This window comes from Micromonospora sp. NPDC002389, from assembly GCF_040296095.1.
In the GTDB taxonomy this organism is placed as follows: domain Bacteria; phylum Actinomycetota; class Actinomycetes; order Mycobacteriales; family Micromonosporaceae; genus Micromonospora.
Genome location: NZ_JBEOWP010000009.1, coordinates 91,800 through 104,603, shown reverse-complemented (window position 1 = coordinate 104,603; position 12,804 = coordinate 91,800). Strand labels below are relative to the sequence as shown.

Sequence of the window (12,804 nt, the reverse complement as noted above, 5' to 3'; positions counted from 1 at the left end):
GAGCACTCGCGACGATCCCGTCCCAGGGCGCCGGCAGCACAAGGGCTGCCGGCGCCGTGGCGGATCGGGTGTCGCCCCGGCGGGCGGTCAGGCGCGGCCGAGTCGGTCCAGGGTCCAGGCGTTGACGAACGCCTCCTCGCGCCAGGCGTCGTAGCGTCCGCTGGGCCCGCCGTGCCCCGCCTCCATCTCGGTCTTGAGCAGGTATTCACCCTGCGGCGCGACGGCCCGCAGCCGGGCGATCCACTTGGCCGGCTCGTGGTAGAGCACCCGGGTGTCGTTGAGGCTGGTCATCGCCAGGATCGCGGGATACTCGCGGTCGGCCACGTTCTCGTACGGGGTGTACGACTTCATGTACGCGTACACCTCCGGGTCGGCGAGCGGGTTGCCCCACTCCTCCCACTCGGTGACGGTCAGCGGCAGCGACGGGTCGAGGATCGTGCTGAGCGCGTCCACGAACGGCACCTGCGCGACGATCGCGGTGAACGCGTCCGGCGCGAGGTTGGCCACCGCGCCCATCAGCAGCCCGCCGGCCGAGCCGCCCCGGGCGAGCAGTCGGTCCGACGACGTCCAGCCCGCCTTGGCCAGGTGCCGGGCACAGGCCACGAAATCGGTGAAGGTGTTCTTCTTGGCCAGCAGCTTGCCCTGCTCGTACCAGCTCCGGCCGAGCTCGCCGCCGCCCCGGATGTGGGCCACCGCGAAGATCACGCCACGGTCCAGCAGGGACAGTCGGCCGACCGAGAACCAGGGGTCCATGCTGGCCTCGTACGAGCCGTACCCGTAGATGACGCAGGGCGCGGAGCCGTCGCGCGGGGTGTCCCGGCGGCAGACCAGCGAGATCGGCACCTTGGTGCCGTCGTCGGCCAGCGCCCAGTCCCGGTGCTGCTCGTAGTCCTCCGGGCGGTACTCCCGCCCGTCCGGACCGGGCAGCACCGGTCGCCGCCGCAGCAGCGTCATCTCGCGGGTCACCAGGTCGTAGTCGTACACCGAGTCCGGGGTGACCAGCGAGGTGTAGCGCAGCCGAACCTGCCCGGTGCGGTACTCCGGGTTCGAGTCCAGCCCGACGGTGTGCAGCGGCTCCGGGAACTCGATGTCGTGCCCGTCGCCGCCGCCGACCGGCAGCACCCGCAACCCGGTCAGCCCGTTGGCGCGCAGCGTCACGACCAGGTGGTCGGCGAAGGCGTCGACGGACTCCAGCCGGGTGCCGGGGGAGTGCGCGATCAGCGGCACCCAGTCGCCCGGGGCGTCGGCCGAGGTGTACGCCAGCGCGAAGTCCTCCGCGCCGTCGTTGTGCAGGATCAGGAACCGGTGCCCGTGGTGCTCCACCGAGTACTCGACGCCCTGCCGGCGGGGGGCGATCACGGCCGGCTCGCCGGTGGGGTTGCCGGCCGGGATGACGCGTACCTCGCTGGTGATCTTGCTGGCGATGTCGATCAGGATGAACCGCTCCGAGCGGGTCAGCTCGACCCCGACCCAGAACCGCTCGTCGTCCTCGGAGTGCACCACCACGTCGTCGGCGGCGGCCGTGCCGAGCACGTGCCGCCAGACCCGGTGCGGACGCCAGGCGTCGTCCACGGTCACGTAGAACAGCACCGAGGCGTCTGCCGCCCAGGCGGTGCCGTAGAACGTGTCCGGGATCTGGTCGGGCAGCAGCTCGCCGGTGGTGAGGTCCTTGATCCGGAGGGTGAAGCGTTCCTTGCCGGAGAAGTCGGTCGAGAAGGCCAGGAAACGGCCGTCCGGGCTGACGTCGAAGGCACCCAGCGAGAAGAAGTCGTGCCCCTCGGCGAGCAGGTTGCCGTCGAGCAGCACCTCCTCGCCGTCCAACGGGGCACCGTCGGGGCTGATCGGCGGCCTGGTCTCGCCGTCGCGGACCGCACGGCGGCAGTGCACGCCGTACTGCTTGCCCTCGACCGTCCGGGAGTAGTACCAGTGCCCGCCCTTGCGGGTCGGCACCGACAGGTCGGTCTCCTGGGTACGCCGGCGGATCTCCTCGAACAGCTCCGTGCGCAGCTCAGCGAGGTGCGCCGTACGCGTCTCGGTCCAGGCGTTCTCGGCCTTGAGGTACTCGATCGTCTCAGGGTCGTCCTTGGTGGCAAGCCAGGCGTACTCGTCGACGACGGTGTCGCCGTGGTGGACGCGGTCGCTCGGCACCTGCCTGGCTACGGGTACGGGGGTCTCGGTGGTCACGGCGCCACGTTACCGGCAGGTCGGGCGTCTCGGGCGGCGCAAATCCCCACTCGGTCGTTCGAACACATGTACGATCGCAGCCATGCTGCCAGCGCGTTCCACCGGCGGGTCCGGTGCCCTCGACATCGCCCGTCGCCTCACCGACATCTGCGGCTCCCGCTTCGCCCGGTTCGCCGGCCCGGCCGACGAGGTGGCCGGACGACCGGCCCGCTGGGTCGCGGTGCCCGGTGGCGCCCACGCGGCGGCCGAGGTGCTGCGGCTCGCCGCGCGGCACGATCTGACGGTGGTGGCGCGTGGCGCCGGCACCAAGATCGACTGGGGTGCCGTGCCGGCACGGGTCGACATCATGCTCGACACCGGTCGGCTCGCCGGCATCGGTCACCAGTCCGCCGATCGGGGCACCGCCGAGGTCGGCGCCGGCACGCCGCTGCGCGCGGTGCAGGCCAGTCTGGAACGCACCGGCCAGCGGCTCGCGATGGACGCGCCCTCACCCGGCGCCACGGTCGGCGGCGTGCTCGCCGCAGACGAGGCCGGTCCGCTGCGACACCGGCACGGCACCGCCTGCGACCAGCTCGTCGGCCTGCGTTACCTGGCCGCCGACGGCGAGCTGGCCGAGGCCGGTGGCGGGGCGACCGGGCTGGCCCAGGCCCGGCTGCTGTGCGGGTCGGAGGGCGCGCTCGGCGTGCTGGTCAGCGCCACCCTGCGGGTGCAATCCCTGCCGGCCAGCCGGGTCTGGGTGACCCGCCCGGTGTGGACGCCGCTGGAGGCGCACGACCTGGTCCGGGCGGTGCTCGCCGCCCGGCTCGACCCGGCTGCCATCGAGGTGGACCTGCCGGCCGGTGCGGGACCCCGGCCGAGGGACCCCCGGGCCGAGTCGATGGCGCGCCACCCGTCCATGACGGGACGCCCGTCGACCGGCCCGGCGGGGGCCGGCTCGCTGGTGGTGCTGCTCGAAGGCGGGCCGTCCGACGTGGCGGAGCGCGCCGACCGGCTCCGGTCGATGCTCGGTTCCCGGGCCACCGTCGCCCGGTCGGCACCGTCCTGGTGGCGAAGCTACCCGTTCGCCCCCGGCGACACCGCGCTGCGGCTGGAGGTGCCGATCAGCGACCTGCACGCCGCCGTCTATGCGTTGCGGGACGCGGCCGGCTCGCCGGTGCCGGTCCGTGGCTCCGCCGGCCTCGGCGTGGTGCACGCCGCGCTGCCCGGCACGATGGCCCCCGACCGGGTGGCGTCGATCCTGGTCGCGGTGCGCAGCGTGCTGCTCGCCCGACGGGGTCGCTGCCTGGTGCTCTCCGCGCCGCCCGCCGTCCGGCGGGCCGTCGACCTGTGGGGCGAGCTGACCGGCGTGGCCCGGTTGCGCGCCGTCAAGCAGCACCTCGACCCGGGTCACCGGCTGGCCCCCGGCCGCCTCCCCGGCGGCCTCTGAGCCCCGGCGGCTCTTGAGCCCGGCGGCCTCTGAGGTCCGGCGGCTCTTGAGCCCGGCGCCTCTGAGGTCCGGCGGCCTCGTCGTCGCGGCTCAGGTGGTGCCGAAGGTCCTGCTTCGAGCCGCTCCGGCGGTCAGACCGCGTCGTTGCGCAGGACCAGGATGGCGATGTCGTCCCGGGGCGCCTCGACCGAGAAGTTGATCGCGGTGGCGCGCAGCCGGGCCGCCACCACGTCCGCCGAGTAACCGGCGAGCGGCGCGGCGGCGTCCCGGAGCCGACCGGTGCCGAACAACTCCCGGCCCCGGCGTCGCTCGGTCACCCCGTCGGTATAGAAGACCAGGCAGTCGCCGGGATCGAGGGTGATGTCCAGGGTCGGCGAGGTGATCGTGTCGAGCAGGCCGAGCGCGGTGCCGCCGGTGCCGACGAACCTGGCCGGGCCACCCGCCGCGCGTACCAGCACCGGCCGGTCGTGGCCGGCGAGGTGCAGCCCCACGTCGAGCTGCCCGTTCTCGCCCGGTCCGACCGCCGCCAGCGCCAGCGTGCAATACCGCCCGGCGCCCCGCTCGACAAGCGTCTCGTTGAGCCGGGACAGCACCTCGGGCAGGGGCTTGCCGTCCCCGGCCAGCACCCGGATCACGTCCCGGACCAGCCCGGTGACCGCCGCGGCCTGCACTCCCTTGCCGGAGACGTCGCCGATCACCACCAGCCAACGGCCGTCCGGCATCGGCACCACGTCGTAGAAGTCGCCGCCGACCTCGGCGTCGTCGCCGGTCGGCACGTACTCGGCGGCGAAGCCGATGCCCTCCACCACCGGCAGGACCGGCGGCAGCAGCGACTGCTGCAACGTCTGCGCCACCCGGCGACGCTCGGCGTGGATGCGGGCGTTCTCGATCGCCAGGGCGGCACGCCGGGCCACGTCCTCCAGCACCGCGATCTCGTCTGGATCGTGCCGGTGCCGCTGGTGTCGACCGACGGCCAGCGTGCCGAGGCGCTGACCCCGGGCGATCAGCGGCACGGCGAAGCCCTCCATCGGCGCGCCGAGTGGGGTCTGGGTGCCGTTGCGGCTCGCCTCGCGTAGCCGGGCCTGGACCGAGTCCGGTCCCGCCTCGCGCAGCGTGGCGTGCAACTGCGGCAGCATCGACTCGTCGGCGTGACTGGCTGCGGCCAGCTTGAGTCGACCCCACTCGTCGGTGGTGTGCACGGCACACCACTGGCCGAGCCGGGGCACCACGAGCTGCGGGACGAGCGCCATGGTCAGCTCCACGTCCAGGGACTGGGCGAGCAGCTCACTGGCCTCGGCGAGGAAGGTCAGCCAGGCCTGCCGCCGGACGTCGGCGCGGCGCAGCCGGTCGTTCTCCAGGTGCAGCGACAGTCGCTCGGCGGTCAGCAGGGCCAACGGCCGGGCGTACGCGGTGGGCGCCGCGTCGAGTTCCAGCTCCCCGGCGTACGGGCGGTGCACCGCCAGCGGCACCCGGAGCAGGTCGTTGCCGGGGCGGGGCTGCCGACCGTACCGGGCGATCACCTGTGGGCCGTGCCCGTCACCCCGGTCCAGGCGCACCATCCCGCCGGCCGCGCCGACCATCTCCGCCACCCGGGTCAGCAGGCTGGTGGCGAAGTCCGGCAGCGGATCGTCCGCGTACGGGTCGGGGGTGGGCTGCATCAGGGCGCTCATCGCCCCGGCGCTCGGCACGGAGGAGTGGGCGCCGTCCGAACGGCCGGTCGGCGGGGCGAAGTCGTCCGGGCGGGGGGCGAGCTGCGGCCCGTCGCGCTCCAACCGGAACCACACGCCCTTGCCGCTGGGCAGGTAGGTGGTGCCCCAACGGCTGGCGAAGTGGTCGACCAGCAGCAGGCCCCGCCCGCGCTCGGCGACCTCTGTGATGTCGGTCGCCACGTTCCGGACGCCGACGGTCAGCTCGTCGACCGGCCCGGAGGCGAAATCCGACACGGTCACGGTCAACCCGGACGAGTCCGCGCTGACCTCGATGTCGAGTTCGGTGCGGGCGTGCTCGACCGCGTTGGTGGACAGCTCCGTGGTGAGCAGGAGCGCCTCGTTGAGAAGTCCGTCCAGGTTCGCCTCGGCCAGTACGGACCGGACGACGGCCCGCGCGGCGGCCGGCGTACGCCGGTCGGCGGGCAGCCGGACCCGCCGGACGTGCTCCTCCGGGCCCCCGTCCGTCGTTGGCCCCACCGCCGCTGACACCCTCGTATCCTGCCCCGGCACCCGCCTCGTGCCAAGCCGATCACCGGTCGGGTCCGGAATACGGACGGCGGTGCGCCGTGGCGGTTTCGAGGTCACGGGGACAATGATGGGGTGGCCGGCGCGAGCCGGTGTACCCCGATGCGAGTGCGAGGAATGATGACCACGGCGAAACAGTCGGCGATCGCGGACACCTCCGCCGCCGACCACGAGGCGGTCCTCACCGAGCTGGCCGAGGCGCTGCGACGGGTCCGCGGTGGCGATCTCAAGGTCAGGCTGCCCCGACGTTCGGGAGCGGCCGGCGAGGTGGCCGACGCCTTCAACGACGTGGTGTCGCTCCAGGAGCGGCAGCATCTGGACCTGCGCCGGATCAGCCGGGTCGTGGGTCGCGACGGTCGGCTGACCGAACGCCTGGACGAGGAGGGGCTGGACGGCTCCTGGGCGGAGGGGCAGCGCGCGGTCAACTCGTTGATCGACGACCTGGGTCGACCCACCACCGAGATCGCCCGGGTCATCGTGGCGGTCGCCGACGGTGACCTCTCCCAGCACATGGCGCTGGAGATCGACGGTCGCCCACTGCGCGGTGAGTACCTGCGCATCGGCCGCACGGTCAACACCATGGTCGACCAGCTCTCGTCCTTCTCCAACGAGGTGACCCGGGTCGCCCGGGAGGTGGGCACCGAGGGCAAGCTCGGCGGACAGGCCGACGTACGCGGGGTGGCCGGCACCTGGAAGGACCTCACCGACTCGGTGAACACCATGGCCTCGAACCTGACCGGCCAGGTGCGGTCGATCTCCCAGGTCGCGACGGCGGTGGCGAAGGGCGACCTGTCGCAGAAGATCACGGTCAGCGCGCGCGGCGAGGTGGCGGCGCTGGCCGACACGATGAACTCGCTGACCGACACGCTGCGCCTCTTCGCCGAGCAGGTGACCCGGGTGGCCCGCGAGGTGGGCACCGAGGGCAAGCTCGGCGGTCAGGCGGAGGTGCCCGGCGTGGCCGGCACCTGGAAGGACCTGACCGACAGCGTCAACTCGATGGCATCGAACCTGACCGCCCAGGTCCGCAACATCGCCCAGGTCTCCACGGCGGTGGCCCGGGGCGACCTGTCGCAGAAGATCACGGTGGCCGCCCAGGGCGAGATCCTGGAACTCAAGGACACCGTCAACACGATGGTCGACCAGCTCTCGTCGTTCGCCGACGAGGTGACCCGGGTGGCCCGTGAGGTGGGTACGGAGGGCAAGCTCGGCGGTCAGGCCCAGGTACGCGGTGTCTCCGGCACCTGGCGCGACCTGACCGAGAACGTCAACCAGCTCGCCGGCAACCTGACCAGCCAGGTCCGCAACATCTCGCAGGTGTCCACGGCGGTGGCCAAGGGTGACCTGTCGCAGAAGATCACGGTGGATGCTCGGGGCGAGATCCTGGAGTTGAAGTCGACGGTCAACACGATGGTGGATCAGTTGTCGTCGTTTGCCGACGAGGTCACGCGGGTGGCCCGTGAGGTGGGTACGGAGGGCAAGCTCGGCGGTCAGGCCGAGGTGAAGGGTGTATCGGGCACCTGGCGGGATCTGACGGACAACGTGAACTCGATGGCGTCGAACCTGACGGGTCAGGTGCGGAACATCGCGTCGGTGACGACGGCGGTGGCCAAGGGTGACCTGTCGCAGAAGATCACGGTGGATGCCCGGGGCGAGATCCTGGAGTTGAAGTCGACCGTGAACACGATGGTCGACCAGTTGTCGTCGTTCGCCGACGAGGTCACCCGGGTGGCCCGTGAGGTGGGCACCGAGGGCAAGCTCGGCGGTCAGGCGCAGGTGAAGGGCGTCGCCGGCACCTGGCGCGACCTCACCGACAACGTCAACTCGATGGCGTCCAACCTGACCGCCCAGGTCCGCAACATCGCCCAGGTCTCCACCGCCGTCGCCAAGGGCGACCTGTCGCAGAAGATCACGGTCGACGCGCAGGGCGAGATCCTGGAGTTGAAGTCGACCGTCAACACGATGGTCGACCAGTTGTCGTCGTTCGCTGACGAGGTCACGCGGGTGGCCCGTGAGGTGGGTACGGAGGGCAAGCTCGGCGGTCAGGCCGAGGTGAAGGGCGTTTCGGGCACCTGGCGGGATCTGACGGACAACGTGAACTCGATGGCGTCGAACCTGACGGGTCAGGTGCGGAACATCGCGTCGGTGACGACGGCGGTGGCCAAGGGCGACCTGTCGCAGAAGATCACGGTCGACGCGCAGGGCGAGATCCTGGAGTTGAAGTCGACGGTCAACACGATGGTGGATCAGCTCTCGTCGTTCGCCGACGAGGTCACGCGGGTGGCCCGCGAGGTCGGCAGCGAGGGCAAGCTCGGCGGTCAGGCGCAGGTGAAGGGGGTCTCCGGCACCTGGCGGGACCTGACCGAGAACGTCAACCAGCTCGCCTCGACGCTGACCACCCAGCTTCGCGCCATCGCCCGGGTCTCCACCTCGGTGACCCGTGGCGACCTGACCCAGCGGATCACCGTCGAGGCACAGGGCGAGGTCGCCGAGCTCAAGGACAACATCAACCAGATGATCGTCACCCTGCGGGAGACCACCCACAAGAACGCGGAGCAGGGTTGGCTCGACTCCAACCTGGCCCGCATCGGTGGTCTGTTGCAGGGCCAACGCGACCTCGGCGAGGTCTGCCGCATGATCATGCAGGAGGTGACGCCGCTGGTCGACGCGCAGCTCGGCGCGTTCTTCCTGGCGGACAACTCCGAAGGGGTGATGCGGCTGCGGCTGACCGCCTCGTACGGCTATGTGTCCCGGGGACACGACGTCACCTTCGGGCCCGGTGAGGGACTCGTCGGTCAGGCGGCGATCTCCCGGCGCACGATCCGGGTCGGCGCGGTGCCGGACGGCCGCATCACGCTCCGCTCCGGTCTGGCCGACACTCCGCCGGCCGACCTGGTCGTGCTGCCCGTCCTCTTCGAGGGCGAACTGCTCGGCGTGATCGAGTTCGCCACCGTCACCCCCTTCTCCGAACTGCACCTGGCGTTCCTGGAGCGGCTGGTCTCCACCATCGGCATCGCGGTCAACACCATCCAGGCGAACCGGCGTACCGAGGAGTTGCTGGCCCAGTCGCAGCGGCTGGCCCACGAGTTGCAGGAGCAGTCGGCGGAGTTGCAGCGCACCAACGCCGAGCTGGAGGAGAAGGCGACGCTGCTCTCCGAGCAGAAGGGCAACATCGAGACCAAGAACCGGGAGATCGAACTGGCCCGGCTCGGTCTGGAGGAGAAGGCACAGCAGCTCACCCGGGCCTCGGCGTACAAGTCGGAGTTCCTGGCGAACATGAGCCACGAGCTGCGTACGCCGCTGAACTCGCTGCTGCTGCTGGCCCGGCTGCTCGCCGAGAACTCGGAGCAGAACCTCAGCCCCAAGCAGATCGAGTTCGCCCGGACCATCCACGGGGCCGGGTCCGACCTGCTCTCGCTGATCGACGACATCCTCGACCTGTCGAAGATCGAGGCGGGCCGGATGGACGTGGAGCCGACCGAGATCCGGTTCGCGGAGATCCGCAACTACGTGGAGCAGGCGTTCGCGCCGCAGGCCGACGAGAAGGGCCTGGACTTCCAGGTACGCGTCGGCAAGGACCTGCCCGCGGCGGTGGTCACCGACGCCCAGCGGCTCCAGCAGATCCTGCGCAACCTGCTCTCGAACGCGGTCAAGTTCACCGACAACGGTGCGGTGACGCTTCGCATCGCGCGTGCCCCGGAGCACGCGGTGTTCGACGTACCGGCGCTGACCAACGCCCGGCAGGTGCTCGCGTTCACGGTGATCGACACCGGCATCGGCATCTCCGACGACAAGCTCTCGCTGATCTTCGAGGCGTTCCAGCAGGCGGACGGCACCACCAGCCGTCGCTACGGCGGCACCGGTCTGGGGCTGTCGATCAGCCGGGACCTGGCCCGCCTGATCGGCGGCACGATCACCGTCACCTCCGCACCGGGCCAGGGCTCGACGTTCACGCTGTACCTGCCCGACGTGCTGGCGCCGGACGCGGTGGTGGCGCCGTCGCCACCCTCGCCACAGCGGGCCGGCCTGCCGTCGTCGCTGCTGATGCCGCCGGTGGAGCTGCTGCCGCAGCGGCCGGAGGCACCCAAGACCCGGCAGCTCGACGGTGCGACCGTGCTGATCGTCGACGACGACGTCCGCAACGTCTTCGCCCTGACCAGCGCGCTCGAACTGCACGGCATGACCGTCCTGTACGCCGACAACGGCACCGACGGGGTGCGCCTGTTGGCGGAGCACCCGGAGGTGGACATCGTCCTGATGGACGCGATGATGCCCGACCAGGACGGGTACGAGACGACCCGGCAGATCCGTCGGAACCACCGCTTCGTGGACCTGCCGATCGTCTTCCTGACCGCCAAGGCGATGCCCGGTGACCGGGAGTCGGCGATCGCGGCCGGGGCCAGCGACTACATCACCAAGCCGGTCGACCTGGACGAGCTGATCGAACTGATGACCAGCTCGATCAGTGGCAGCCGCACCGAGGAGGGCTCGTGACGCAGGTGGCGAAGGCGCTGCTGGTCGATGACCGCCGGGAGAACCTGATGGCCCTGGAGGCGATCCTCCAGGGCCTGCCGGTGCAGACGGTCGCGGTGGAGAGCGGCGAGGCGGCGCTGAAGCAGCTTCTGGTGGACGACTTCGCGGTGATCCTGCTGGACGCCCAGATGCCGGACATGGACGGCTTCGAGACGGCCAGTCACATCAAGCGGCGGGAACGGACCCGGCACGTACCCATCATCTTCCTGACCGCCGCGGACCGGGACGCCCAACTGGCGTTGCGCGGCTACGCGGTCGGCGCGGTGGACTACCTGACCAAGCCCTTCGACCCGTGGGTGCTGCGGGCCAAGGTCTCGGTCTTCGTGGAGCTGTGGACGAAGACCCGGCAGTTGGCCGCGCAGTCCGAGATGGTGCGGGAGCGCGACGCCCAGTGGCGGCTGCTGACCGACGCGGTGGACGAGGCGAGCACCCTGCTGCGGAGCGCGGACAAGGACCCGGACGCCGTCTCGCGGGCGGTGGCCCTGCTGGAGCAGGCCCGCTGGGGCACCACCCCCTGACACCGCCCGATCGTGACGTCGCCGTGGACGGCCGCCCGGTGGTCCCCGGCGACGTCACGATCGACCCGGCGGCCCGTGGTCGGGACCGGGTTGAGCGTTGTCTTAGCTGGTGGGGGCGTCGTTCCGGATCATCAGGGCGCTACGCAGGCCCGTGATGTCCAGTACGCGTATCAGGAACTCGCCCACGTTGGTCAGCAGGAGCAGGCTCTGCGCGTGGCTGGCCTTGCGGCTGAGGACCACGAGCGTCCCCAACCCCTGCGAGTCGCAGAAGGTGACCCCGCCGAGATCGAGCACGATCCGAGGCGGGGGTTCGGTGAGCACTTCGTTGACGACGGTCGACAGCTGGGCGGCCGTGAGCATGTCGATCTCACCGGCTAGGCGAAGCACCGCTTCGTCGCCAGTCCGGTGTACGGTGATGGACAGTTCGGCACGATCCACCGGGTCAGCCTATCGCGATCTCGGGCACCCGGCCTGTCGAGGCGAACCGCCTCCGCCCAGCGTGCCGCAGGTGAGCCGGATAACCCTGATCCGGGGTGCCTGCCGATCCGCAGCCGGGCGCTGACACAATGGCGGCATCGTGACCGAGGTGTTTCCCGCCGGAACCGACCGCTATCCGGTCGACGCGCCGGCCTCAGAGGCCCTGTTCGACCGCGCCCGCGCCATCGTGCCGGGCGGGGTGAACTCCCCCGTGCGCGCCTTCCGAGCGGTCGGCGGCACACCACGCTTCATGGTCCGTGGCGAGGGACCGTGGCTCCACGACGCGGACGGGCGACGCTACGTCGACCTGGTCTGCTCCTGGGGCCCGCTGATCCTCGGCCACGCCCATCCCGAGGTGGTCGCGGCCGTGCAGGCCGCCGCCGCGCAGGGCACCAGCTTCGGCACCCCCACCCCGGGCGAGGTCGACCTGGCCGCCGAGATCGTCGCGCGGACGCCGGTCGAGCAGGTACGCCTGGTCAACTCGGGCACCGAGGCGACCATGTCGGCGATCCGGCTGGCCCGGGGGTACACCGGACGCTCCAAGATCATCAAGTTCGCCGGTTGCTACCACGGGCACGTGGACGCGCTGCTGGCTGCGGCCGGCTCCGGCGTGGCCACCCTCGGGCTGCCCGACTCGCCCGGTGTGACCGGCGCGGCGGCGAGCGAGACGATCGTGCTGCCGTACAACGACCTCGCTGCGGTGCAGGAGGCGTTCGCCGCCGAGGGCGAGCACATCGCCGCCGTGATCACCGAGGCGGCGCCGGGCAACATGGGTGTGGTGGCACCCCGGGACGACTTCAACGGCCAGCTGGCGCGGATCGCACACGCCAACGGCGCGCTGCTCATCGTCGACGAGGTGATGACCGGGTTCCGGGTCTCCCGCTCCGGCTGGTACGGCCTCGATCCGGTCGACGCGGACCTGTGGACGTACGGCAAGGTCATGGGTGGTGGGCTGCCTGCGGCGGCGTTCGGCGGGCGCGCGGAGATCATGTCGCGACTGGCTCCGGCCGGGCCGGTCTACCAGGCCGGCACCCTCTCCGGTAACCCGCTGGCCTGCGCCGCCGGTCTGACCACGCTGCGGCTGGCCGACGAGGCGCTGTACCGCCGGCTGGACGACACCGCCGCCGTGGTGGGCAAGCTCGCCGCCGACGCACTGGCCGCCGCCGGGGTGCCGCACCGGCTGTCGTACGCGGGCAACATGTTCTCGATCTTCTTCACGGACGCCGACGTGGTCGACTACGACAGCGCCCGCACCCAGCAGGTGCCCGCGTTCAAGGCGTTCTTCCACGCGATGCTCGCGGCCGGGGTCTACCTGCCGCCGAGCGCGTTCGAGTCCTGGTTCGTGTCGGCGGCGATCGACGACGCCGCCCTGGAACAGATCGCCGCCGCCCTGCCGGTGGCGGCCAACGCGGCGGCAGCGACGACAGGGGTGTAG

At 71.5% G+C, this 12,804-nt stretch carries 7 protein-coding genes; 4 read left to right on the top strand and 3 right to left on the bottom strand.

Annotated features, from left to right (window positions below):
- Positions 1-87 precede the first annotated feature (87 nt).
- A complete protein-coding gene (locus ABT008_RS18690; RefSeq protein WP_350697481.1) occupies positions 88-2,184 on the bottom strand; it encodes a S9 family peptidase in 2,097 nt (698 codons plus the stop codon).
- 82 nt (positions 2,185-2,266) lie between these two features.
- Here ABT008_RS18690 and ABT008_RS18685 point away from each other — a divergent pair, with 82 nt between their 5' ends.
- Positions 2,267-3,610, top strand: coding sequence for an FAD-binding oxidoreductase (locus tag ABT008_RS18685; protein ID WP_350697480.1), 1,344 nt, complete (start codon positions 2,267-2,269; stop codon positions 3,608-3,610).
- A gap of 131 nt (positions 3,611-3,741) precedes the next feature.
- Here the strand turns inward: ABT008_RS18685 and ABT008_RS18680 are convergent, their stop codons facing one another.
- Positions 3,742-5,796, bottom strand: coding sequence for a SpoIIE family protein phosphatase (locus ABT008_RS18680; protein WP_502890453.1), 2,055 nt, complete (start codon positions 5,794-5,796; stop codon positions 3,742-3,744).
- Positions 5,797-5,964: 168 nt separating this feature from the next.
- Between ABT008_RS18680 and ABT008_RS18675 the strand changes: the two genes are divergently transcribed.
- Both ABT008_RS18675 and ABT008_RS18670 read left to right on the top strand, forming a co-directional pair.
- Entirely contained in the window at positions 5,965-10,335 is a 4,371-nt protein-coding gene (locus tag ABT008_RS18675) for a HAMP domain-containing protein (protein ID WP_350697478.1), read from the top strand.
- Positions 10,332-10,892, top strand: a complete 561-nt coding sequence (locus tag ABT008_RS18670) for a response regulator (protein WP_350697477.1) — start codon at positions 10,332-10,334, stop codon at positions 10,890-10,892. The genes ABT008_RS18675 and ABT008_RS18670 overlap by 4 nt, the downstream gene beginning before the upstream one ends.
- A 102-nt stretch (positions 10,893-10,994) precedes the next feature.
- Here the strand turns inward: ABT008_RS18670 and ABT008_RS18665 are convergent, their stop codons facing one another.
- Positions 10,995-11,330 carry an STAS domain-containing protein gene (locus ABT008_RS18665; RefSeq protein ID WP_131053680.1) on the bottom strand — a complete coding sequence of 112 codons (336 nt, stop codon included), beginning with the start codon at positions 11,328-11,330 and terminating at the stop codon, positions 10,995-10,997.
- A gap of 139 nt (positions 11,331-11,469) precedes the next feature.
- Between ABT008_RS18665 and hemL the strand changes: the two genes are divergently transcribed.
- Positions 11,470-12,804 (top strand): glutamate-1-semialdehyde 2,1-aminomutase, encoded by a 1,335-nt coding sequence (gene hemL, locus ABT008_RS18660; RefSeq protein ID WP_350697476.1) that lies wholly within the window; start codon positions 11,470-11,472, stop codon positions 12,802-12,804.

What these genes read in the sequence shown, in the direction of transcription:
- ABT008_RS18685 (WP_350697480.1), top strand. Translation starts at nt 2,267, where the DNA reads ATGCTGCCAGCGCGTTCCACCGGCGGGTCCGGTGCCCTCGACATCGCC.
- ABT008_RS18675 (WP_350697478.1), top strand. Translation starts at nt 5,965, where the DNA reads ATGACCACGGCGAAACAGTCGGCGATCGCGGACACCTCCGCCGCCGAC.